The 24,315-nt window shown below is 35.0% G+C and carries 20 protein-coding genes; 8 read left to right on the top strand and 12 right to left on the bottom strand.

Going from position 1 to position 24,315, the window contains the following annotated elements; all coding sequences use genetic code 11:
• Positions 1-122: 122 nt before the first annotated feature.
• Positions 123-1,319, bottom strand: a complete 1,197-nt coding sequence (locus tag ABN099_RS05340) for an ROK family protein (RefSeq protein ID WP_349462642.1) — start codon at positions 1,317-1,319, stop codon at positions 123-125.
• Positions 1,320-1,526: 207 nt separating this feature from the next.
• Here ABN099_RS05340 and ABN099_RS05335 point away from each other — a divergent pair, with 207 nt between their 5' ends.
• From ABN099_RS05335 to ABN099_RS05305, 7 genes are all read left to right on the top strand, one after another.
• The gene (locus tag ABN099_RS05335; protein ID WP_349462641.1) at positions 1,527-2,345 is read left to right on the top strand and encodes a purine-nucleoside phosphorylase; all 819 of its coding nucleotides are present in this window, start codon (positions 1,527-1,529) and stop codon (positions 2,343-2,345) included.
• Positions 2,346-2,428: 83 nt separating this feature from the next.
• Positions 2,429-3,664, top strand: coding sequence for a nucleoside permease (locus ABN099_RS05330; protein ID WP_349462640.1), 1,236 nt, complete (start codon positions 2,429-2,431; stop codon positions 3,662-3,664).
• A gap of 251 nt (positions 3,665-3,915) precedes the next feature.
• Positions 3,916-5,526 (top strand): M10 family metallopeptidase C-terminal domain-containing protein, encoded by a 1,611-nt coding sequence (locus tag ABN099_RS05325; protein WP_349462639.1) that lies wholly within the window; start codon positions 3,916-3,918, stop codon positions 5,524-5,526.
• A gap of 364 nt (positions 5,527-5,890) precedes the next feature.
• Positions 5,891-7,312: a serralysin family metalloprotease gene (locus tag ABN099_RS05320; RefSeq protein WP_349462638.1), complete on the top strand. Its 1,422-nt coding sequence runs from the start codon at positions 5,891-5,893 to the stop codon at positions 7,310-7,312.
• 181 nt (positions 7,313-7,493) lie between these two features.
• Positions 7,494-9,233: a type I secretion system permease/ATPase gene (locus ABN099_RS05315; protein WP_349462637.1), complete on the top strand. Its 1,740-nt coding sequence runs from the start codon at positions 7,494-7,496 to the stop codon at positions 9,231-9,233.
• A gap of 17 nt (positions 9,234-9,250) precedes the next feature.
• Entirely contained in the window at positions 9,251-10,576 is a 1,326-nt protein-coding gene (locus tag ABN099_RS05310; protein WP_349462636.1) for an HlyD family type I secretion periplasmic adaptor subunit, read from the top strand.
• Positions 10,576-11,931, top strand: a complete 1,356-nt coding sequence (locus ABN099_RS05305) for a TolC family outer membrane protein (protein ID WP_349462635.1) — start codon at positions 10,576-10,578, stop codon at positions 11,929-11,931. Before ABN099_RS05310 ends, ABN099_RS05305 begins: the two co-directional genes overlap by 1 nt.
• Before the next feature lie 478 nt (positions 11,932-12,409).
• On the opposite strand, the gene arnT is transcribed toward ABN099_RS05305, so the two are convergent.
• Together arnT and ABN099_RS05295 are read right to left on the bottom strand one after the other, a co-directional pair.
• On the bottom strand, positions 12,410-14,056 hold the full coding sequence (gene arnT / locus ABN099_RS05300) for a lipid IV(A) 4-amino-4-deoxy-L-arabinosyltransferase (protein ID WP_349462634.1): 1,647 nt from the start codon (positions 14,054-14,056) through the stop codon (positions 12,410-12,412).
• A 349-nt stretch (positions 14,057-14,405) separates the two neighbouring features.
• On the bottom strand, positions 14,406-14,744 hold the full coding sequence (locus ABN099_RS05295) for a carboxymuconolactone decarboxylase family protein (RefSeq protein ID WP_349462633.1): 339 nt from the start codon (positions 14,742-14,744) through the stop codon (positions 14,406-14,408).
• Positions 14,745-14,849: 105 nt separating this feature from the next.
• Between ABN099_RS05295 and ABN099_RS05290 the strand changes: the two genes are divergently transcribed.
• Positions 14,850-15,224 (top strand): DUF1992 domain-containing protein, encoded by a 375-nt coding sequence (locus tag ABN099_RS05290; RefSeq protein ID WP_349462632.1) that lies wholly within the window; start codon positions 14,850-14,852, stop codon positions 15,222-15,224.
• An 80-nt stretch (positions 15,225-15,304) separates the two neighbouring features.
• On the opposite strand, the gene ABN099_RS05285 is transcribed toward ABN099_RS05290, so the two are convergent.
• From ABN099_RS05285 to ABN099_RS05245, 9 genes are all read right to left on the bottom strand, one after another.
• A complete protein-coding gene (locus tag ABN099_RS05285) occupies positions 15,305-16,879 on the bottom strand; it encodes an AbgT family transporter (protein WP_349462631.1) in 1,575 nt (524 codons plus the stop codon).
• 617 nt (positions 16,880-17,496) lie between these two features.
• Positions 17,497-17,820, bottom strand: a complete 324-nt coding sequence (locus ABN099_RS05280; RefSeq protein WP_349462630.1) for a helix-turn-helix domain-containing protein — start codon at positions 17,818-17,820, stop codon at positions 17,497-17,499.
• A 20-nt stretch (positions 17,821-17,840) separates the two neighbouring features.
• Positions 17,841-18,668, bottom strand: a complete 828-nt coding sequence (locus tag ABN099_RS05275; RefSeq protein WP_349462629.1) for an MrpH family fimbial adhesin — start codon at positions 18,666-18,668, stop codon at positions 17,841-17,843.
• Between the two features lie 21 nt (positions 18,669-18,689).
• Positions 18,690-19,238, bottom strand: a complete 549-nt coding sequence (locus ABN099_RS05270; RefSeq protein ID WP_349462628.1) for a fimbrial protein — start codon at positions 19,236-19,238, stop codon at positions 18,690-18,692.
• Between the two features lie 10 nt (positions 19,239-19,248).
• The gene (locus ABN099_RS05265; protein WP_432807484.1) at positions 19,249-19,719 is read right to left on the bottom strand and encodes a fimbrial protein; all 471 of its coding nucleotides are present in this window, start codon (positions 19,717-19,719) and stop codon (positions 19,249-19,251) included.
• A gap of 33 nt (positions 19,720-19,752) precedes the next feature.
• Positions 19,753-20,301: a fimbrial protein gene (locus ABN099_RS05260; protein ID WP_349462626.1), complete on the bottom strand. Its 549-nt coding sequence runs from the start codon at positions 20,299-20,301 to the stop codon at positions 19,753-19,755.
• A gap of 13 nt (positions 20,302-20,314) precedes the next feature.
• Positions 20,315-21,073 carry a fimbria/pilus periplasmic chaperone gene (locus tag ABN099_RS05255; protein WP_349462625.1) on the bottom strand — a complete coding sequence of 253 codons (759 nt, stop codon included), beginning with the start codon at positions 21,071-21,073 and terminating at the stop codon, positions 20,315-20,317.
• A gap of 41 nt (positions 21,074-21,114) precedes the next feature.
• Positions 21,115-23,733, bottom strand: coding sequence for an outer membrane usher protein (locus tag ABN099_RS05250; protein WP_349462624.1), 2,619 nt, complete (start codon positions 23,731-23,733; stop codon positions 21,115-21,117).
• Positions 23,734-23,754: 21 nt separating this feature from the next.
• Positions 23,755-24,300: a fimbrial protein gene (locus ABN099_RS05245; RefSeq protein ID WP_349462725.1), complete on the bottom strand. Its 546-nt coding sequence runs from the start codon at positions 24,298-24,300 to the stop codon at positions 23,755-23,757.
• Positions 24,301-24,315 lie beyond the last annotated feature (15 nt).

Genomic DNA, 24,315 nt, shown 5'->3' with positions numbered 1-24,315 from the left:
AATATCATCAATACAACAGAAAATGCCTCTTTATAGGCAACACCACCAGGGTTTATGCTGTAAAAAATACCATAATAAAAAACCAAAAAGGCGTTGTAATTTAATTACAACGCCTTTTAAAATTAATTTATTAAATGCTCTAACACCATAGCTCCAGCCCCTTGAGATACAATTTCATAGGCATGACTTGCAGGATATATTTGCGTTTTAATCTCTGGAAATAACGTTAATTTATTTTCAATTGTTTTTTTAACGGTGGCAAAAAAATTGTATTTAGGGATCAACGTTCCCCCACAAACAACAATATCAGGCTGAAGCATTAAAATTGAATTTGCGATAGCAAGTCCATAAAAATAAGCCGCCTCTTCTAACACATCAATACAAAGAGGATCGCGCATTTCTATCGCTTGAAATATTGCGTGATAAGTTATTTCTTCATTTTTATCAGTTAATGATGTAAGAACTGAATCTTTGCCTCGACGTATTTGATGTATGACATTGTCTTTTATTGCATCTAAAGAACAGAGTGTATTTAAGCAGCCATATGAGCCACATTCACAAAGTGGACCTTTTACATCAATAGTCATATGCCCAAAACAATTCATTGCACGAGAAGTATCCGTTAAAAACTGATTACCAATAATAGCGCACCCTCTTACTTCGGTGTCACAAGAGGTAAATAAAAAGCGCTGTGTTTTATGGCGATAATATAAACGATATTCAGCTAATGCCGCAAAATTAACACCACTGCCAACAGTTATATAAGTCGGAATTTGTTTACGTAATAGAACTTCAAGCTCACGAAATTCTTCATCTAATGATTTACATGCTAGTTGATGTTCAACAACATGCTCTATTGAAATACCCAACCCTAATACTTGATGATAATTCGTTTTATTTTTCAGCAATAATGCCTCTATTTTAGGTAGAAGCTGCTGGGTCATTTCTGATGCAGATAAATAAGGCTCTGGTGCCAGCTTTATTTTATCTAACATATTCAGTTTCAGATCCATCAACACAATAGTTGAATAAACTTTGCTTAACTCGATGCCAATTAAAAACACCCCCTCAGTATTAATATTATACAAAATAGGCTTTCTTCCACCAGTAGACTCACCTAATTCTGCAGTCGTAATTAATCCTAAATGACAAAGTTCATCAAGCAATCGAGCACATGTTGCTGGTTTCATTTGTGCTAATTCGGTCAGTGTTTCTGTTTTGATTGGGCCATTTTCGGCAATAAATTTATAAAGAATTTTCAGCTTTAATGCTTTTGACTGCGTTGAAGATTGCAGTTCCTTTAAACTTTTCAATAGCATAGCTATTTCCCATTATAAATTATCAAAGAGAATACTGGAGAGATGTCGCTATCTTACTGTAAAAAAAGCAATAGTTCTTTAATCTGAACCAGCAATATGATCTTAATCTCAAAATGAGAAAAAGAAAGTTGTCCATTTCTATTTATCAGGCAAAGTATCGTTAATCACTATTTAACGGTTAATGACTATTTACCCTGAGGAAATACCATGCATCAGATTACAGATATCAATGAAGCTAAAGCCTATGTTCAATCCCACACTTCACATAAACCAACTGTTGGGATAATTTTAGGATCAGGTCTAGGTCCATTTGCTGACACATTAGAAGATGCAGTGCATATTCCTTATAACACCATTCCACACTTTGCAGCCTCTGGTGCTGTTGGTCATGCTAATGAGTTAGTGATAGGAAAAATTGCAGGTAAAACGGTTGTAGCGATGAAAGGACGTTTTCATTACTACGAAGGCGTATCGCTAGATGACGTTACTTTTCCTGTGCGTGTAATGAAAGCACTTGGTGTAGAAAAATTGATTATTACCAATGCTTGTGGCGCAGTAAATACTGATTTCAATCCTGGTGATCTGATGTTAATTACTGATCATCTTAATCTCACCGCTAACAATCCATTAATGGGACCTAATAACCCAGAATTGGGCGTTCGTTTTCTTGATGTAAGTGAAGTTTATAACAAGGCGATGAGACAAATTGTTATTGATATTGCTAAAGAACAAAAGATCACATTACGTCAAGGTGTTTACGCATGGTGGACAGGTCCTACTTACGAAACACCCGCTGAAATTCGCATGATCAGAACATTAGGTGCAGATGCTGTTGGCATGTCTACCGTACCAGAAGCGTTGATTGCTCGCCATTCTGGCATTGATACCATTGGTATTTCATGCTTAACCAATATGGCATGTGGCATCTTAGAGCAACCACTTAGTCATGATGAAGTTATCGAAACTGCAGAACGTGTAAAATCAACATTCTTAAAATTAATCACAGAGGTAATTACTCGCCTATAACTTTATATCAATAAAAGAAAAAGATGATCTCAGATAGCTGCCTGAGATCATTTTAAATAAAAATCCCAACAGTGGAGATTGTTATGGGAATAAAATCACAGCTTAAAGGCATGATGTTTATGCAATATTTTATCTGGGGAAGTTGGTTAATTACCCTAGGTGCATACATGATGCAAACGTTAAAATTTACTGGGGTTGAAGTCGGATTAGTTTATGGCTCTAAAGGTATTGCTGCCCTTATTATGCCCGGTTTATTAGGTATAATTGCCGATAAGTTTATTCCTGCTAACCGATTATATATTATTTGTCATCTTATCTGTGCAGTGGCTTTATTCTATGCAGCATCGGTTACAGACCCTTCCATTATGTTTTGGGTCATGTTAATTAATGCAATGGCATTTATGCCTACTATTGCGTTATCTAACTCGATTGGTTATTTCTGCTTAAACAAACATAACCTTGACTCTATTGCTAATTTTCCACCTATTCGCGTTTTTGGTACTATTGGTTTTATTATTGCGATGTGGTGTGTCAGTTTATTTAAACTTGAGTTGAGTAATACACAATTATATATCGCTGCATTTGCTTCATTGTGCTTAGCCCTATACTCTTTTTGTTTACCTAAAATTCCTACCGCACAACATAAACAATCCACATCTTGGGCTTCTCGCTTAGGATTAGATGCATTTATTTTATTTAAAAAGCCAGTCATGGCAGTATTTTTCTTATTTGCCATGTTATTAGGTGCCGTTCTTCAAATTACCAATACCTTTGGTAGCCCGTTTATTCATGACTTTGCCAAAAATCCTGAATTTGCCGACAGTTTAATCGTTCAATATCCTTCTATCTTACTCTCAGTTTCACAAATGGCGGAAGTTGCTTTTATTCTTGCAATACCTTTCTTTCTTAAACGCTTTGGTATTAAAAAGGTCATGCTAATTAGCATGATTGCATGGACTCTACGCTTTGGTTTCTTTGCTTATGGCGATCCTTCACCTTGGGGCTTTGTTTTACTGATGCTCTCAATGATAGTTTATGGATGTGCCTTCGACTTCTTTAATATTTCAGGCTCTATTTATATTGAGAATGAAGTAAAACCAGAAATAAGAGCCAGTGCTCAAGGGCTATTTATGACAATGGTAAATGGTGTGGGTGCTTATGCTGGTGCGATTATCAGTGGCATGATTATTGACCACTTCACTATAAATGGTGTAAAAGATTGGCAATCAATCTGGTTAATATTTGCTTCATACACATTAATACTAGCAATCATCTTTATATTTGCATTTAAAGAGAAAGAAAATAAATCCTATATATAATGACATGTAAAAATATATAAATTTATGTGGCAATAAGATTTAATCAAATTAATTTATAATGATAATAGACTAATCAAAGGTCTATTATCATTTTTTATATCTATAAAAATAAAAAATACCTGATTATATTCATTTTAAATTGATTAAGAAAAAAGCCAAAATATTTCTTTATTACTATGTTATTTTTTGCAAGATAAATATTTTTGTAACTATATAATATTAATTCAACTTTAAAAATGAGTTTATAAGATATGGATTTCTATAATAAATCATTTGGCTTTAAAGCAATTATTAATTTAACAAATAAATCTAACTTAATCACAAAGTGGAATAAAAATGATTCTAACGAAATATTTACAGAGGTCTCATTTAGCTTTCCAGATTGGAGTAATTTAAGAGGGGATAAATATAAAACACTCACTAGCTTAAATAACTCTCAGCAAGAGCTGGCAAAAAAAAATTTACAGCAATGGGCTGACATTGCAAATATTAAATTTATCGAAAAAAACAATGAATATGACACGGATATAAAATTTGGACTTTTCAACAATGTAAATGAGTTAATAAATAGCTCATATTATAAACTTGCTGGCATTGCCCAATTTCCAGGAAACGAAACAAATCCAAATAAAAAAATAGAGAAAGTAGAAGATTACAGCCAAAATGGGCAAATATGGATTAACATATCAGAAACAAACTTATTTAGATGGAGAAAAATATCAGAACTCACCGAGATCCAGAAAGTTAGAGTGGGTAATTTTAAAGAAAAATCTGATAATATATCGACTTACTTTGAAGAAAAGAATGGTTATATCAGTTTATATAAGAATAAAAATGGCACTGCTCATATTGAAAATAAACTATCTGCTCCTGAAAAAGGAACATTTAAAGAACATATTTATCGACATGAAATAGGACATTCCCTTGGACTAATACATACATTTAGTAATAATGTTCACGAACCTGATATTGAAGAAAATAGTCTTAAATACTCCATTATGTCATACCGATATCCAAAATCAGAAGATGCCGATTTTAATAATAATTACCCTATGAGCCCACTGTTAATAGATATATATATTATTCAACAATTTTATGGCGCAAATATGTTCACGAGAACAGATGATACGGTTTATGGATTTTACTCTAATAGCCAAAGAGAGCACTACAGTTTAAATTCCCCAGAAGATAATATTATCGCTTGTATTTGGGATGCTGGCGGGATTGATACTCTAGATTTTTCTCAATATAGAGATGATCAGAAATTAGACCTTAATCAAGGGAATTTTTCTGATGTAGGAGGATTACGAAGTAATGTATCCATTGCCTACGGGACTATCATTGAGAATGCGATAAGTGGAAGTGGCAATGATACGATTACTGGAAATGATATAGATAATTATCTTTATGGTAATGAGGGTAATGATATTCTCTTTGGTCATAAAGGCAGTGATACTCTTTATGGCGGAGAAGGTAGTGATGCGCTTTATGGTGATGAAGATAATGACTTTCTTTATGGTAACAGTGGTAACGATATACTTTGCGGTGGTAATGGCATTAATGAACTGACGGGAGGAGAAGGCAGAGATATATTTATATTTAGATTTTATAATGAAAGTAATAGCTATGACAAAATTAAAGACTTTAACAGGAATGATGATTTTATTGCATTTATTAATGAAAGTGGCGTTAATTTAAATATCAGAAATTTGATATCAACGAGAGAAGTGACTATTTCATTAAGTTATCAAGAAAAAGATAACACAACAAAACTAATATTAAGCAAACAAGAAGGATTAACTACACCCACCTTAAAAATAGATATTTTAGGTGAGCTAAGCTATGAAGATCTGTTTTTCTAATTATTATTAATAAATACCTTGTGAAAAAATAAAGTAAATAGACTATAACATAAACCAATTTAAAATAATCATGAGGATTCTATTTGACTTAAATGGCGATTAATCTAAATATATGTTTTTATATCATTAATAAATAATAACATAAAAAAAGATCTCTTACGTTAAGGTAACATTCAATGTTATTTACTTGATTAAACTATTAGTATTTAAAACACACTTTACTTCACAATTATTTAAAATCATATTTTTTACCTCTGGATTTAAATAGATAAATGTCTATCTTTATTAATTCTGATCCCATCAGAAATAAAGCTATTTTCAATATGAAAATAATCTAAGCAAAACTTGATATCCGGAGGATATTATGAGTTCTTCTTTATTAAAAAAAGCAGTTGGATTATCTAATATATCTGACTTATTAGACAAAAATGGAATTTTCTATAATTATTCTGCAAAAACATTACCATCTTTTGATTATGATACCGCAGGAAAACATATCGCCCGTGAAGATTCCACATGGAATGGTAAATATGTTATTGGTCAAAGTGCGGAAGTAACTTATTCATTTCCTACTTGGTCAGGTAAAAAGTTTAATGATTTTGGTGATAAAAATCCCTATCAATTTAATGCTGCTCAAAAAGAACATGCTAAATTATCTTTAGATGCATGGGCTGATGTTGCTAATATTAAATTTATTGAAGTGGGTCCTAATGTTAAATCAGACCTTTCCTTTGGAAACATTACTGACCCATATGGTAAATTCCAAGCCTATGCCACTTTACCTAATACTTATTCCTATGGGCGTGATGTTTCTGGTCAAGCATGGTTTAGTGATAGCTATTATGCCGGAAATACAACGCCTGAATTAGGTAATTATGGTCGCCTAACATTGATCCATGAAATTGGTCACACACTTGGTTTAATGCATCCTGGTGATTATAATGCGGGACAAAATGTTCCAGGATATCTGAAATCTGATTACGCTGAAGATAGCCGCCAATATACTGTTATGAGCTATTGGGAAGAGTATGAAACAGGTGCTCATTTCCAAGGTGCTTATGCCGGGGCGCCTTTACTTCATGATATTTCAGCCATCCAATATCTCTATGGTGCAAATACTGAAACCAGAACTGGTGATGATGTTTATGGTTTTAACTCAAATACAGGTATTGATTATTACACTGCAACTAATAGTAATGACAAATTAATATTCTCTGTTTGGGATAGCGGTGGCAATGATACCTTTGATTTCTCAGGGTTTCATCAGAATCAAATTATTGATTTACGTGATGGTCATTTCTCTGACATCGGTGGATTACAGAAAAACGTATCTATCGCAAAAGATGTAATAATAGAAAATGCCATTGGTGGTTCTGGTGATGATATTATCTATGGTAATGATGCAGATAATATTCTTATCGGTGGTGGCGGTAATGACATTCTTTATGGCGGAGCTGGACAAGATATTTTATGGGGCGGCACTGGCAGTAATACTTTTGTCTATAAAGAAGCATCTGACTCTTATTCATACTCACCAGATAAAATAATGGATTTTGAAACTGGTATAGATAAAATCGACTTATCCGAATTAATTGAAAATAGTTTTGGTCAGAAGTTTATTAATTTTGTTGATAAACTGACAGGTAGAGCTGGCGAAGCTACGGTTAACTATGATCAATCTACAAATTCTAGTGAACTTCTAATCAATATTTATAATGGATACAATCCTGAATTTAAAATTGATATTGTTGGTGTTGTAAATTACGAAACTGATTTTATTGTTTAATCAATAGCTAATAGGAGGAGATATCTCCTCCTATTTTTAATTAAAATTTATTGAAATTTTTCATGTCTCTCTTTACTAGAAAAACAAATAAAACATCTTATTAGAATAATAATAATTTATATTTAAGCATTATAAACATAGTGAGTGAATAGTAAAAAACGTAATAAATCAGGATAATGCCATGCCAAAAAACAAACATAATAATGAAATAACAAATCTCATAAAAGAGAGAAAAAAAGTCTTTCTTTCTATTGGAATATTTACTGCTTTAATCAATATACTGATGTTAGTTCCTTCGATTTATATGCTACAGGTTTATGACCGAGTCTTACCTTCAGGCAATGAGATGACATTATTAATGCTTTCACTAATTATGTTGGCTCTTTTTCTTTTTATGGGTGGACTAGAGTATTTAAGAAGCATTGTTGTTATTCGCATGAGTAATAAACTTGATTTATCACTTAATTCTCGTGTTTATACCGCCGCATATAAAGCAAAGCTTAATAAAATGCCTGATATTAATCCATCTTTAGCATTAAATGATTTAATAACAGTACGCCAATTTATAACCAGCCATGCCCTATTCGCCTTTTTTGATCTTCCATGGTTTCCTATTTATCTTTTAGTTATTGCTCTATTTAATCCTTGGCTAGGATTATTTGCATTATGTGGTGCTATCGTTTTATTTATTCTTGCCTTTGTTAATGAGTATCTATCTAAAATACCATTGAAAAAAGCGAATGAATTTGCTAACCAGTCCCAAATAGCACAAGGTCATCATTTTGAGCATACTCAACCCATTGAAGCAATGGGAATGCTAAATCAATTACGTAAGCAGTGGCAATCGTCTCATTTTCAGTATTTACAAGCACAAACACATGCTAGTGATAATGCGGCAGGAATTAACGCCATCACCAAAGTAACACGTATGGCATTACAATCGTTGATGTTAGGTTTAGGTGGATGGTTAGCTATCGATAATATTATTAGCCCCGGAATGATGATTGCAGGTTCAATATTATTAGGCAGAGCGCTTGCGCCTATCGAACAAGTTATTGGAGCATGGAAAAACTGGGATAGTAGTAAAGCAGCATATAACAGATTAACGTTATTATTAAATAACTATCCTGAAGAAAATAAGAAAATGTCATTACCCACTCCTATTGGTAAATTATCCGTTAATATTCATCAGGCACAATATCCACACAGCGAAAAAACATTATTAAATGATATTCATTTTTCACTTAATTCTGGCGATGTATTAGGTATTATTGGTCCAAGTGCCTCAGGAAAATCCTCTTTGGCAAAATTCATTGTCGGTATATGGCAAGTTAAAAAAGGGGCTGTTCGATTAGATAACGCAGATATATATCAATGGGATAAAAATGAAGTTGGACCATATATTGGCTATTTACCACAAGAAATAGCACTATTTCCGGGTACTATTGCTGAAAATATAGCACGTTTTTCGCAAGTTGATCCCCAAAAAGTTATTCAAGCAGCAACTATGGCTCATGTTCATGAAATGATCTTACGCTTTCCTCAAGGTTATGAAACTTTAATTGGAGCACATGGAGAAGGTCTTTCTGGTGGGCAACGCCAAAGAATTGCATTAGCAAGAGCCTTATATGGCAATCCTGCTCTTATTGTTTTAGATGAACCTAATTCAAATTTAGATGACATGGGAATTAAGGCATTAGTACATGCTATTCAAACACTAAAACAGAATAAAAAAACAGTCATTCTAATCACACATCAAAAGCAGTTGCTTTCTGTTACTAACAAACTTTTAGTTTTAGTTGATGGAAATACTAAATTATTTGGCTCTACCACTGCAGTAATTAACGAGTTAAATAAATCATCTGCAACACCGAATACTCAGACTCCGGTTGCAACACCTGTTGCAGGTAATAACGTATAATATCTTGGAAAATAATCATGACTAAAGATAAAAACACCATCGATTTATCAGAAAAAATATCAGATGATCCTAAACCTTATTTAATTATTGGGTGGTTAGTCATTTTATTTGGTCTCTCTATTTTTATTTTTTGGGCAGCTTTTGCCCCTCTTGATAAAGGCGTTGCCGCAACAGGTAACGTTTCCATTTCAGGAAATAAAAAGAGCGTTCAATCGCATACAGAAGGTGTTATTACTGAAATATTAGTCAATAATGGCGATAAAATTAATGCGGGGCAAATTCTTGTTAAGCTAAGCCCAATACAATCTGAAGCATTAGTTAAATCACTAGCAGAACAATATGATAATTTAGTTGTCACTCAACAAAGATTAAATGCAGAGCTAACTTCTGCTACAGAATTTATATTAGATCCTCATGAAAATTATTATTCTTCTGTTGATAATATAAAAAAAATAACGCTGTTACAGAATCAGTTACTTAATGAAAAACATACTGAGTTAAATAGTGAAATAAATGGCTACCATGCTGTTATTGATGGTATATCAAGCCGTTTAATTCATCTTAAAAAATCGATACTGAATAAAAAAGCACAAATTAATAGCTTACAATCGCAAATAAAAGACTTACAAATATTAGCTAACGAGGGCTATATACCGCGTCATCGTTATCAAGAAGTTGAACGTGAATTAGCTGAAAATGATCATCAATTAAATGAAACTTTAGGGCAAATAAGTACGTTAGAAAAGCAAAAATTAGAATATGAGCAACGCATATTACAACGTAATGCACGTTTTTTTCAGGAAACTCGCACTGAGCTTAATCAAGTTCAGTTACAACTTAGTGACACTGAAAAACAACTCATTATTGAGAAAGATAAACTGACTAAAATGCAAGTTATTGCCCCTATTTCTGGCACTATAATGGATTTATCTGTATTCACTCAAGGTGGAGTTGTCAGAACAGGGCAAACATTAATGGAAATTGTACCTAATGATCACCAATTAGTGATTGAAGCGCGTTTAGCGCCACATCTCATTGATAAAGTAACGCTTGGTCTTCCTGTTGATTTAATGTTCAGTGCTTTTAATCAAAATACGACTCCAAAAATTCCTGGTGAAGTTGCTTTAATTTCTGCTGATAGATTAATCGATGAAAGAACTTCTGAACCTTATTATCAAGTATTTGTTAATGTTACTGACACCTCTTTATTAACAGTGAATAAAAATATTTTAAAAGCAGGCATGCCTGTTGATGTTTTTATTAATACAGGTGATCGATCTTTATTAAATTATTTATTTAAGCCTGTATTGGATAGGATCCATACTTCATTGACGGAAGAATAATGATGCTAATAAAAAAACTCTCAGCCATCATATTTATTTGGATACTTTGCACTACAACAGTATTTGCAATTACACTTTCAGATCTCTATTTTTTAGCAGTTAAAAACGATCCAACTTTTAATGCAGCAATAAAAGAGCAAACCGCAGGAAAAGAGTTTGAAAATATTGGTTTATCTCAACTATTACCGAGTGTTCATGTTAATTATCAAAACTCACCAAGAAATTGGCAACGAAAAGTCTATCCAGTTACCCATTATCAAGGTGAAACGCAGAGAACTGAATATCAGAACTATCAAAGCCATTCTGTAAATATTATTGTAAGCCAACCACTATTTGATTATGCTGCATTTAGTGAATATAAATCATCAATTATTGAGACTCTATTATCTGATAGTCGCTATCAAGCAAAATTCTCAGAGCTAGTTATTCGATTAATAGATAACTATATACAACTTGCCTATGCACAAGATAAGTTACAATTAAACATTTCACAACAAGATATTTATAGTAAACAATTGGTTTCTAGCCAACGTTTATTCGAATTAGGTGAGGGAACAAAAACCGATATATCAGAAATTGAAACTCGTTTATATTTAACGCAATCACAATACACTGATATACTACTAGAATTAGAGAATGCAAAAAATAAATTGAGTTCAATGATTGGTGTACAACTTCCTTATGATAAACAGATAGCCCAACTCAGAAATAATGAATTTATTTTGCAGACGATCATTCCCAATAATTATGATGCATGGGAAAAAAATGCGATTCAAGATAACTTAAATATACAGACTTCTCGTTATGAAATGGCAATAGCAAAACAAGAAATTGAAAAACAGCGCGCTGAATTTTTTCCTACAGTGCAACTTTATGCCTCTTATTCAAATAGTGATTCAGACAGCAATAATACTGTAAATCAGCAATATCAGGCAGCAAATATTGGTTTCTATGTGAGCTTACCACTCTTTAATGGTGGAAAAACAACGGCATCAATGCGTCAATCTACCGCGTTATATCAAATGAGTGCATTTGAAAGAGATGCTGTTATTCAGACAATCATGCAAGAATTGCGTCATCAATATCAAATTTGTACTACTAGTAATATTAAGCTAAAAGCCTATGAGCAATCACTCTCTTCTGCTCAATTACAATTACAAGCAACACAACAGAGTTATCTTGGCGGGCAAAGAACTATGGTTGATGTATTGAATGCTGAAGAGTTACTTTACCGAGCCCAACAAGATTTAATAAAAGCTAAATATGATTATCTTCAAGCGTGGACATTATTACATCAATATACTAATAGATTAGATATTGAAAAAATAAAAATAATAGAGAGCTATTTTCAATAACACTAGCAGTAACGAATAAAAAGCATTTATATAATTAAGCCCTGTTAATGTAATATTAGCAAGGCTTAATTGAATCAATATTGATTACAATACTTTTTTAGCAAGCTCTTCATATCACTTCTTTTTACCGTACAGCATTAATACACGGTGAGTAAGAGCAATTGATGCCAGACCTATAAAACATTCAACTAAGAAAACTAGCATAAATCACCCCCATTCATAAGTACATTTTGTGTGGGCGGGGGTTCTGATAAAGTAAAGTGACTTGTCATATAGCGCTTAACTAACTCCGATTTAATGGACACAATTTAAACCTACCATTAAAAAGAAAAAGAGCAAAATAAATTTATTCACAAAACCTATTTTTTAATCGAGATCACATAAAAACAACACAAAAAATCAAATCTCTATCTTAAAAAATGCTGAAACTATTTTATATCACTCTTTATCATTGAAGTTAAAATACAATAACAATCAGCTAATTGAAGAAAATAAACGTTAAATCACCCTGTTTTTCAACCATTGGTTTGATTTTTAAGTTCTGCAATAATGACAATATCTCTTTTCTTTCAGGTCTCACCAAAACTATCGCTATCCCCTGGTATTGATTGTGTTCAATCAGCGAAATTAGCTGTGTAAGACTGTAATATTTATTTTTAACATCAGGGTAGTTTAATCCATAAGCCAACTCCCCTTTTGTTTCTGTTAAGCGAATATCTGTACGTTTTAGCATCCATGCAAGTGACGTTCCTATCCCCACTTCATCAGTCAATATATAGGGTTTATTTTTTAGTTGTTCAGTGTAGTGATTTAATACATTCTCTGGTGTACTTTTGCTTTCTACTTTATTAGGGATTGCAAAGCCTATAATTAAACTTAATCCAACCGAACAAAACATAGTTAGAAATTTATTTTTTGTAAAAAATGAGCTAATACCAACAATGCACCAAAATGAAAATCCCATAAATGCCAAAATGATTTTTACATTTTCGTCCGCTTGATACAGTGCCAGTTTATGAGAATAAAGTGAATAAATAAGAGCTAAGATACCAATTAATCCAAAACCAGTATTAATAAGTGCATTAATTTTATAAACCCTTTCATTATTACGAACGCTGAGTTCTTCCATATAGTGTGCAATTAATAGTGATAAAGGTACAAAACAAGGAAACATGTACGTCAGTAATTTTCCTTTAGATGCCGAAAAAAAACTAAAAAAGATAGCGAACCAAAAAAGAAAATAGATCGTTCCCTTTTTTAAAGAGAGTGCCGATTTTAAAGCGCCAAAGAGAAATCCTAACCACGGAATCAACCCAACGATAATGATAGGTAGATAAAACCACATTGGTTGCGATCTTGCTGAGTCTTTAGCGATAAAACGCTGAACATGTTCTACCCAGAAAAAGTAGTTCCAGTAGTCTGGTGCTTGTGTTGCAACAGAAAACACCCAAGGACCTGCAACAGCGACCATTGCTAACAGCGTAATAGGTGCATGATATAACGCTTCTTTAAAACGGGATTTGCTAATGGCTGTAACCAAGAAGACTAAAACGGGCAGAACAACAGCAATAAACCCTTTCGTTAAGAAACCCAAAGCACAGAAAACCCCCACAAAAATATAAGCTTTAATTCTCAACTTATTATTATTTGCAGATAATGCTAATAGGAAATAGTACATTGCGGCTGTAACAAAGAATGTAACGATAGGATCTAAAATATTGTAAGTGCCAATAGCAAAAACCAGAAAAGTTGAAAGAAACACCATCGATGCATTAAATGCAATATTACGGTTATTCCAAACAAGTATTGCAGCACGATAAATAAATAGACTCGTTAGTAAAGTCGAACTAACGACAACAATACGAACCGCAAAATGCCCATCACCAAAAATCCATTGAGCAATGCTATTTAACCAATAACCTAAAACAGGCTTTTCAAAATAGCGAATATCAAGTAAATAAGGTACAGACCAGTTTCCTGACACTAACATTTCTCGACTAACTTCAGCATAGCGTATTTCATCAGGTTGCCATAACAATCTAGATTCTAAGGGAATAAAATAAGTTAATAACACAAAAAGAAAAAGTAATAACCATTTGTATCTTTCTGTTACTTCAGCGTTCATAAATTTCCCAAGTTTAAAATAATGCTTAATCGCACCAATTAGAGAATTTATTTTATAAAAGATTCAATTATTATTTTTTAATTTATTCTTAATTGATAATTATTATCATTTTATATCTCAATAAAATAAAAAACAGCGATGAAAATTAAAAATAGCCAATAAATCATAGTGATTAGCATTTATTAAGAATAAATTAATGATTGCTTAAGTCAGTAGATTAACTTTATTATCGTTGTCGAAAAAAATATAAAATTTAAATAAGAAAAACTTTAGGTAATAATGAAACAAAAAAAGCCAAAGTAATAAGCTCCGGCTTTTATCATTAAAAAACTATTTTTATTAAAATTAATTATTTATTAAATTCTTTAAAAGCACCCATGGTGTTGGCAGCATACATAACTGAAGGACCACCTCCCATATAGATAGCAACACCTAGCGCTTCTGCTAGCTCTTGTTCTGTAGTCCCTAATTCAACTAATGTCTTAGTATGAAAACCAATACATCCATCACAACGATTTGCCACAGCAATAGAAATAGCAATCAACTCTTTAGTTTTAGCGTCAAGAGCACCTTCTTTTGAACCTGCTTTAGTCGTACTCATAAATGACTTCATTACTTCAGGGATATTCTGAGATAACGCCCCCATATTACCTGCGATATCTGCTACTATTTCTTGGTACTTGCTCATGATATTTTCCTTATATTATATTTTTTAATATAATATCAAATTATATAACTTGATCAAGTATAATTACGACTAAAAAAATTTCATATGAATTAGTAAGGATTTGAAATGTCGATTCTTGATGAATGGGCTGAACGCCATATTGAAAAAGCACTAAAAGAAGGCGAGCTTTCATCTTTAAAAGGAGAAGGTAAACCTTTAATACTTGATGATAATAGCCATGTTCCTGAAGCACTTAAAGCGAGTTATCATTTACTTAAAAATGCTGGATTTTTACCACCAGAGATGCAATATAGAAAAGAAGCATTATCTTTAGCTGAAATCTTAAGTTCATTATCTAAAACAGGTATTAAAGATGAACAGCTACAAAAACGTCTAAATTTACTTGAATTAAAGCTACAACAAGCGGGTATAGATACCCAATTTTTACATACGGATTATTCTACTCAGTTGGCTGAGAAATTAGCAAAACATCAAAAATAAAATAGCACTAAAATCATACAAGAATTTAAACGAATAAAGCCCATACATTGTTGTATGAGCTTGGATTACAACGAGATAATTTATCCTGCTGTTGGAGAGTAATAAATTGGAGAACCCGGACCAACAGGTAACTGAAATACGAAGACCCAAAAATAGAAAAGAAGTGACCAACCAATTAAGAAAATAATAGAGTATGGCAACATCATTGAGATCATTGTTCCTATACCTGTATCTTTCTTATATTTGGTAGCAACCGCTAATATCAATCCAAAGTAGCTCATCATCGGTGTAATAATATTTGTTACAGAATCTCCGATACGGTAAGCCGCTTGAATTGTCTCTGGTGCATAACCAGCAAGCATTAACATTGGTACAAAAATAGGTGCAGTTACAGCCCATTGCGCAGATGCTGAGCCAATCATTAAGTTAATAAAAGCACAAATTAGTATAAAGACGAAAAATAACACGCCACCATGCATATCAATGCTATTTAATAATGCCGCTCCTTTAACTGCAATCACTTGTCCAATATTGGTCCAACCAAAGAAAGCAACAAATTGTGCAGCAAAGAAAATAATAACCAAATAGAGCCCCAGCGTACTCATTGAGTTTGCCATGGCATCGACAATATCTTTATCTGTACGCATCGTTTTTGCCACCCAACCATACACAATGCCAGGGATAGCAAAAAATAGGAAAATAAAGACCACTATCGATTTTAAGAACGGAGAATTACCAATTAACCCTGTCTCTTGGTTTCTTAGCATGCCATTTTCGGGAATAACGGTTAGCGCTAAAATAGTAGCCATAACAGCGAAAGTTGCTGTTGCAGCCCATAGTGCTTTTCGTTCAAGTGCCGTTACTTGTGCCGCATTCTTTAAATCATTCTCTTCATCATCTAGACTATCACTGTTGTAAGGACCTAATTGTGGCTCTACAATTTTTTCAGTGATGATGTAGCCTAAGAAGGTAATCAAGAAAGTACTCACAAACATAAAGTACCAGTTTGCTTCAGCACCTACGATATAAGTTGGATCAATAATTCGCGCGGCTTGCTGAGTAATACCCGATAATAGCGGATCGATTGTTCCAAGTAATAAGTTGGCTGAGTAGCCACCAGATACCCCCGCAAACGCGGCTGCAAGCCCTGCTAATGGATGCCGACCTAACGAGTGGAAAATGATTGCTGATAGTGGGATTAACACCACATAGCCTAATTCAGCCGCAGTGTTAGACATAATACCAGCAAAAACAATTGCCAAGGTGGTCATTTTACGTGGCGCTTTCATAACGACTAAGCGCATTACCGCAGATAGCAACCCTGCTCGCTCTGCAATACCTACACCTAATAATGCCACCAGCACCGTACCTAAAGGTGCAAAACCAGTAAAGTTAGTAACAATGTTTGCCAAAATACGGCGAATGCCATCAGCATCTAATAGACTGATGATATGAATATAGCCATCTTCTGCTCGCCCTTTTGCACCTTCTGGACGCGGATCTTGAACAGTAACACCGAAGTATTCACCAATAGCTGAAGAGACAAGTAATATAGCAATTAAAATAATAAATAATATAACGGGATGTGGTAGTGCATTACCTAGCCATTCTACAGTACGTAGAAAGCGACTTCCTCCCTGCTTTTTTGTTTGCATAATTTATCCTTTTTATAAAAAAACAGAAAATGCACATTACACAACCAAATTTGTTTTTACTATCTGTAAATACCACAACTCTTTACGTTATTTTAACCAAACAAGATCAAAATAATAAATTTAATTATATTTTTATGCTTGTTTATCAAAACATTATAAATGAATATTTTAATTATAACCAACTTACATTAAAATTAATTTATAATATCTAAAATCGAAAAATGTGCATAAGTTAACATTTTTTAACATTTTATTGCCTTATTTTTAACCTATACCAGATTAAAACACTCTTTGAAAACCCAAGTAAGATTACTGAATACTCTGCAAAACCTGATAATCACAGATGAAATTACTATTTATGTGCAAAAAGTAAGAAATAAAAAAGTTATACAGGCATTTTTCATTACATGATCGCTTAAAAGGAGATGAAATATTTGAAGTTAATGGGGATAAAAAAGTGGCTGAATCAAGAAATGACCAAAGATAATAAAAGCTAAAATGTAATAAAAATAGAATAAAAAAAAGGCAAAGTCTCCTTTGCCCTACCAATAAGGTAATCAATCAAAAAAAGTATTTAATTCATATTAAAAGTTAGAGTTCGGTATTCATTGCATTTACTAGTATGAAAATATATCGGGTGTTGCATCTGCAATAACACGATTACATTTATCAAGACGCTTATTTTCTGAAGAAACCCTAGGAATAAAACAATCTTCAAAGAACCAATAAATTGGCGTATTTAAATGAACAGCTAAAGTGACCAAGTAGCTTAAATCAATTTTATTCATACCTCGTTCATAACGAGAGAATTGCTGTTGGCTAACACCTATTTTTTCAGCAATTTGCATACCGGTATAACCCAATTCTTTGCGCTTTTTCTGGATCCGTTTACCGACTAACGCATTAACATCAATATTATCTATAAAATCGTAATTCATCATAATATTCACCATTATCATGATTAAGGCATTGTTAAAATAATTGAACCCGAACCAGAAAAATGCCCTGGGGCTACACGACCATTTGTATGTAGAACTGATTTAACCTCTACAGGTATAGTGCCATTCTTAGGAACATTTATTACTGAGCCTGTTTCACCTGGGTAGCCATCAAGAAATAAATCGGCGTATAAGCTATTATCTGTTCGCAAAGGTACTCGCCCACTATCTGAGCCAGACGCAATAACCAGAACTTTCATTGCTAAATTACAAGTAATATTGATATTTTGAGCACGCGCTGCATTTTCTAAACTGACTTCATCAATATCACCATAATTAAGGTTTACTGCGCCTTCTGTTATTTTGCAGGCACCAACAGGTGGCGGTGCAATACCACATAATGATCCTGGTAATAAGCGACCATTAGGTGACCATCCCCCTTCGTTAGATTCATAAAATAATCCTACACACTCTTGGTTAGAGCTAAGGGGATCACCATCGTGTCGTGCCGTACCCTGAATGGGAAAACTTTCAGCGTTCATCACCGCTTCACGTACACCCGCTAAATAACGCTCTTTTTCAACACGAACAATACTTCTTACTGCCGAACCGGGAGAACCATTAGCATCATGCTTATGGTTGATTGTTATCCAACATTGGCTCCATCCATAACAAGGATTTGGCGTATTAGCAGGTTCAGGATCCCAGCGTTGAATAACATAGGTATAAGTTGCGTGAGCCGGTTCACCTTCAGAGTGCGTAATATAAGAAAAGATAGACGCCATTGCTGGCGCGGAAAATAGCAAGCCTATCGTGATAAATAGAGCCGGGAATCGTTTCAATATGAACATGTAAAACCTCAATTCTAATAATCAGTCATAATTCAAATGGAATGTCGCTATTGCACTAAACGGCCCTCGTTTAATCGCCTGATTGGCAATAGCATCTGGCTCTCCTTGAATAAAGGCATAGAAATGCAAAATAGTGTCACCCGAGTTCAATGAAAGTTTGTCTGTTTCTTTATTAACAGGCAGTGCATTGCCATTTTCAGATTCCAATCCAACAGCAATACCTGACGCTTGGCTTGCAGGGCTGATTGCTAAAAACCCTTGTCCTGCCATCGCCTGATTTTCATCACCTTTAAAGGTGATCCTGACATTTTTACCAATAGTGAGATCGCACTCTGATAAACGTATTTGAAATGGCTTACTCGGTGTTCTTTGATAGGCATAGAGGTTCTTATCAGGAATATTACCGAAATCGAGCTCTACCGTTTCATCCCCTGGTTTAATCGTGCAAGGTTCATCGACTAATATTCCGTGGAAATGCATATTGTCTTTCGCATTAAGCGCTGTCGCACTTAATCCAGCAAAAGTAGCTAACCCCAAAATAAAAGGAAGCGATACGCTTTTTATGTTCATTAATGCGCTCCTATTGGTACTCAGCTAACAACGTGGCAGACACCTCAAACGCACCTTCCGGCAGAGTACTACCCGGTCTTTTTACAGGTACAGCTTGAATTACAGGTGGATTTTCGGGTGATATCGCAATTCGTTTATTTAAAATAAACGGCTGTCCATTTTGCGTAAGATGAATACCCAAATCGGTAATATTGGTTTGTAATGCAGCTTCATCGAATTGAGTTTTAGGTCCAATAATCGATAGTCCTAAATCCCACCCTTTTACGTTGGGATCGCACACCAATTTATAATTCACCGCTTCGGTGTAATTAATGCCATCAACTTTATGGATCCCCACGTTATGACCAAAATAGACATCGATCATACCGTCATCACTGATAACACAAGGTGGTGGAACTAATAAGGTGCCAAATAATTTCATATTCGGATCATCTGCATTTGCAGCAAAAAAAGATCCACCGAGTAACGTAATCAGACATATTTTGGTTAATTTAATAAACACGGTGTTAGCTCCTTATTGGTATTCCACTCTAAGAGTGGCATTAGCGACAAAATCGCCTCCCACCAGTGTTTCTGCCTGATCTCGTACCGGAATTGCCTCTAACACAGGAAAATTAGGATAAGTAAAATCGACAGTTTTACCTAAGTTGAGTAATTTCCCTTGATAAAGAATACGAACACCTAATCCAGTGATATTGGTCAGCAAGGCATTATTATCAAACCCCGTTGCATTGCCGGTGATTGATACTTTCATGGCATTTGTTGGCATTTTTTCGCAAGTTGCACTGTATTGGATTGGCTTTTTATAACTCACCCCATCAATGCGCGTACTCATAACTTCACCAAAATCCACTTCAATCATCTTTCCACCGTTAATCACACACGGTGGTGGTGCAATAACATTTCCAGTAATATTGATATAGACAATGCCAGGAATAAGATCCTTTGCAGCCGCCCTTGCTGGCTGGCTCGCAACAGCAGTAGAACTCAGGCCACCAGTAAATGTTGCCAGAATAAAAATCAACACTGCTTTGCTTGTGTTAAACCGCTGTTCTATAAGCATAAAATAGACCTATTTAGTTTCCTGCTGATGTTTCTGTAACCTTACATTCATTGCCATTACAGCTAAATTTCAGTTGAGGGCGACCACCATAGTCATTGATGTAACTAAGCACGGGTGAAGCACCAAAAACAGCCGCATTTAAATTTAGTGTGCCAGTACTTTTTGGTGCGACCATAAGAGGCTGAAATCCATCAAGGCTTTTTCCTTTTAACGCAGTTAATCCATCAACCACAGTGACGTAATAAGGGGTCGGATTATTGACTTCATAACGATCGCCTTTTTTAGTTAAGGTGATTTTTTCCTGCCATGGATTCGTTAAATCTGTTTGGGTTGCGTAAATAGATGCTGGGCGATAAAACAGTTTAATGCGTGTTTGCAATGCAATTTGCAAAACATTGGGCTTATCACTACGAGGTGGAATTTCTCGTAAGTTAAAATAGAACACGCTTTCTCTATCTTGAGGAAGTTGAGCAATAGCCGGTAACGATTGTACTTTTACTTGGCTTTTATCTCCTGGTTCAATACGTTGAATCGGTGGCAGCACGATTAATGGGCTTTCAATACGTTCACCATTTTCGTTTTCCATCCAGCCTTGAGCCAAATAAGGTAATTCTTTATTTTGATTACTCACATTTAAGCTGACAGATTTATCTGCACCATTAAAAATAACGCGAGTTCTATCTAGTGCAATTGCGGCAATTGCCTGACTAGTAAATGCCATTCCAGCCAATAATGTGGTTGCTACAATCAATGAGCGCTTTGATAACATCATCTTTAATTACTCTTTTTGTCTGAAGTTGTTTTAATCTTGTGTTACTTATTCTCAATCGCCGTTAATTGGGGTTGAGATAATAATGGTTCTGCTTTTTTATCTACCGTGCCTGACGACGCGGTGCCATCACCGCAAGTAAGCAACAGCGATGTCATAAATTGCCCTTCAACTAAGGTAGGTATTATTATTTGACACTGTTCTTGACCATTCCAGCGAACAAGTAAGCGTTCATCTGTATTAATACCGCTGAGATAAACATTTCCACCGTCATTCACAATGCCTAACTCACGCCCTTTTTCCGTGGTAACCGAGGCACCAAATGGTGGGTAAGTTCCATCTTTTAGGCGAATAACTGCCATCGCTTTTTGACCAGTAACAACATCAAAGCGGCGATAACCTATCGAGCCTTCAGTAAGGGTTAATTGTTGAATTGAACGCAGTGCCTCAACGTTTTCTGGCAATTGTTCAAGATCGATACTGGCACTACTGCGATAGTAGTCATTGATATCGGGTAGTACTGCTTTACCAAAATAGTTACTGCGCGAAATAGCCCCAATGCTTTTAACGGGTACATCAGCAATACCATCAGTATCGACTAATAAACGCGTACTTCCGGTTCTATTGATGCGGTGTAAAGCGCCACCTTGAGGTGTTAACGTTGCACCACCTTGTAGCGACAAGGCTGCCGACGTGTGTTCGCCATCAATATAACTGGCACTTGCCGTAACTAATGCAGAATCGGCATAGTGTAAATAATAACCATCCGCTGACGCTTTACCGTTACTACTAATACCGGTGCCTAAACGATAACTATTATTTTCATCAAGACGGTCGTAATAACTGACGTTATGAGAATTACCGTGTCTATTAATTACCGTGTTATAGCTGATTGTTGCGCGATCGCTCCAAGGCATACTGACATTCATATATAAGCCGTTGTCATTTGTGCCGTTAAATTTGTTACGAAAAGCAGACATGCTGATATTGATATTTTTATAGCGACCAATATCCATGGTTTTTGCTAACGACAAGTTATAACTGTCGTTATTTGGCTTATTCCAATAAGTTTGATGACTATAGTTTAAGTATGCGCTAAGTCCCCATTCAGGAAACTGCTTACTAAACATAATGGTATACAGCTCTTTATTGTGATCTTCTGTACCATCGCGATAGCGGCGATCTAAGTACTGATTCATACTCATAAAGTCACGTTCAGAGAAGCGATAACCCGCGAACGTTACCTGTCCATTAATCGCTTCAAAACGTTTAGAGTAACTAAGTCGATATGAACCACCGTGATAATTTTTATCATCACTAGGAATTCTTGCCCATGAGTGTGTGGCATCAAAAGAGATAGCACCTAACGCCATAAGATCTCGACCAATACCAATAGCTGCCGAGTTATAGTCGCCAGAAACTAACGAACCACCATAAAGCGACCAACCGTTACTTATCCCCCATGAGAATTCACCCATACCAAAAACGGGACCTTCAGTATTATGATCAATATCAGACGGTTTACCGGCTGAGATCTTATATTGCACTCTGCCCGGGCGTGTTAAATACGGAATGCTCGCAGTATCCATTTGGAACTCTTGAACCGAGCCATCTTGCTCTTCAATACGAACATCAAGCTTACCGCTAACAGCATCGTTAATATCTTGAATACGAAAAGGACCCGGGGCTACTTGAGTTTCATAAATAACGCGACCTTGCTGGCTAATCGTTACTTTGGCATTCGTTTTAGCGACACCCGTTACTTCTGGCGCATAACCTCGTAAGTTAGGGGGTAACATATTGTCGTCAGTTGCCAAGTTAACCCCCGTGAAACGGAAGTTATCGAAAATATCAGAGCGAGAGAACGTCTCTCCCATAACCAAACGGGCACCCCATTCAGTTATTGCTCTATAAAGATAATATTGGCTCCATTTCCAATTATTCTCTGTGCTATCAGGAATACCTGTCGTATGGCGGTAACTTCCCTGCCAATCAGCACGAAAACGCCACACACCAAGGTTAGCGCCCATAGTTCCCATACCCGTAAGCTGTTGTTGTTGCTTACCTTGAGAAGGGTTAGTCACATTGGCGTTAACGTTATAGTCAAAAATAAGTCCAGAGATACCGTTATCCCAGCGAGAAGGTGGATCCCAATTCGGTGCTGAATATTCAAGATAAGCTTGTGGAATGGTAAGTAATAAGTTGCCACTACCCAAACTTGCACTGATGGTCATTCCTGGTAATGATGAAATATCAAGACAAGTGCCATCATCTTTGAATCTTACTTTTTCAGCCCATTCAGGATTTAAACCTAATTGATGGACTAAATCAGAAGGAAGGCAAGGTTCGCTGGCTTTAGGATCGTTTTCTGGCACGACATATTCGATGTTATAGATATCAGCCAGTTCATTGTTATTAACTCGAACAATAAATTCATATTTGCCCGGCATAATATAGCCAGCACGAGAGAAATCCGATAAATCAATATTTTGTTTGTCTTTAAGATCCAAAATATCGGCATTAAATTCAATGTCGCTATTTGCTAAAGCTGAACTTGAAATACCAGAAATAATTAAATAGATCAGTACAGCAACAGGCCGAATAGCATGTTGTTTTTTCTTTTTTTCCGTCCCTAAACAAACGGTTTTGAATGATTTAGCCATAAATAATCCAACCCGATCCATTTAATAATATTCCAGCTTAAAGCGCAGCGTCGTTTGGTAGTTTCCTGCTTTTGGTATGTCGTTATTTTTTACTATTCGCGCCTGATAAAGTAATGCCATTGATTTAGAATCTATACCCACTGCAGGTAAAGGCTGTCCTGGAATTGCTTGCCGACCATATCGGTCTGCTATCGCTAATGAAGCACCTTTCGCTTCACCGAAAAGTTGAAAATTGCCACTTTGAGAAGGTCCCTCAAAGGTTGCAATAAAACGAGGGTTATCTGCTTCTTTGCCTTTTTGCTCGACAAGTGTGCATTCGGTTAATCTGATAGAAAAATAATCAATGGGTCCACTTCCTTGAGTCACTAAAGTAGGAATAGACACCGTAGTAAGAGGGATCACTTGATAACGACTTCCTGCCGATATAGCACATGATGGTTCTAAAATGGTCCCCTGAAGATTAAGTGTCCCAAATCGCTGATGCATTTTCTTATCTTGTTTTACATCACTTGCTATCACTTGCTCAGTGAATAAACTGACGGCAAGACATAGCAACAGTGGTGTCATCTTGCGATTCATATT

Origin of the sequence: Proteus hauseri, assembly GCF_040139125.1 — a bacterium.
Classification (GTDB): Bacteria; Pseudomonadota; Gammaproteobacteria; order Enterobacterales; family Enterobacteriaceae; genus Proteus; species Proteus hauseri_B.
This window is presented reverse-complemented; position numbering and strand designations above follow the sequence as displayed.

Excerpts from the sequence above, each read along its gene's own strand:
- ABN099_RS05340 (WP_349462642.1), bottom strand. The coding sequence starts at position 1,319 with ATGCTATTGAAAAGTTTAAAGGAACTGCAATCTTCAACGCAGTCAAAA.
- ABN099_RS05335 (WP_349462641.1), top strand. The coding sequence starts at position 1,527 with ATGCATCAGATTACAGATATCAATGAAGCTAAAGCCTATGTTCAATCC.
- ABN099_RS05330 (WP_349462640.1), top strand. The coding sequence starts at position 2,429 with ATGGGAATAAAATCACAGCTTAAAGGCATGATGTTTATGCAATATTTT.
- ABN099_RS05325 (WP_349462639.1), top strand. The coding sequence starts at position 3,916 with ATGGATTTCTATAATAAATCATTTGGCTTTAAAGCAATTATTAATTTA.
- ABN099_RS05320 (WP_349462638.1), top strand. The coding sequence starts at position 5,891 with ATGAGTTCTTCTTTATTAAAAAAAGCAGTTGGATTATCTAATATATCT.
- ABN099_RS05315 (WP_349462637.1), top strand. The coding sequence starts at position 7,494 with ATGCCAAAAAACAAACATAATAATGAAATAACAAATCTCATAAAAGAG.
- ABN099_RS05310 (WP_349462636.1), top strand. The coding sequence starts at position 9,251 with ATGACTAAAGATAAAAACACCATCGATTTATCAGAAAAAATATCAGAT.
- ABN099_RS05305 (WP_349462635.1), top strand. The coding sequence starts at position 10,576 with ATGATGCTAATAAAAAAACTCTCAGCCATCATATTTATTTGGATACTT.
- arnT (WP_349462634.1), bottom strand. The coding sequence starts at position 14,056 with ATGAACGCTGAAGTAACAGAAAGATACAAATGGTTATTACTTTTTCTT.
- ABN099_RS05295 (WP_349462633.1), bottom strand. The coding sequence starts at position 14,744 with ATGAGCAAGTACCAAGAAATAGTAGCAGATATCGCAGGTAATATGGGG.
- ABN099_RS05290 (WP_349462632.1), top strand. The coding sequence starts at position 14,850 with ATGTCGATTCTTGATGAATGGGCTGAACGCCATATTGAAAAAGCACTA.
- ABN099_RS05285 (WP_349462631.1), bottom strand. The coding sequence starts at position 16,879 with ATGCAAACAAAAAAGCAGGGAGGAAGTCGCTTTCTACGTACTGTAGAA.
- ABN099_RS05280 (WP_349462630.1), bottom strand. The coding sequence starts at position 17,820 with ATGATGAATTACGATTTTATAGATAATATTGATGTTAATGCGTTAGTC.
- ABN099_RS05275 (WP_349462629.1), bottom strand. The coding sequence starts at position 18,668 with ATGTTCATATTGAAACGATTCCCGGCTCTATTTATCACGATAGGCTTG.
- ABN099_RS05270 (WP_349462628.1), bottom strand. The coding sequence starts at position 19,238 with ATGAACATAAAAAGCGTATCGCTTCCTTTTATTTTGGGGTTAGCTACT.
- ABN099_RS05260 (WP_349462626.1), bottom strand. The coding sequence starts at position 20,301 with ATGCTTATAGAACAGCGGTTTAACACAAGCAAAGCAGTGTTGATTTTT.
- ABN099_RS05255 (WP_349462625.1), bottom strand. The coding sequence starts at position 21,073 with ATGATGTTATCAAAGCGCTCATTGATTGTAGCAACCACATTATTGGCT.
- ABN099_RS05250 (WP_349462624.1), bottom strand. The coding sequence starts at position 23,733 with ATGGCTAAATCATTCAAAACCGTTTGTTTAGGGACGGAAAAAAAGAAA.
- ABN099_RS05245 (WP_349462725.1), bottom strand. The coding sequence starts at position 24,300 with ATGACACCACTGTTGCTATGTCTTGCCGTCAGTTTATTCACTGAGCAA.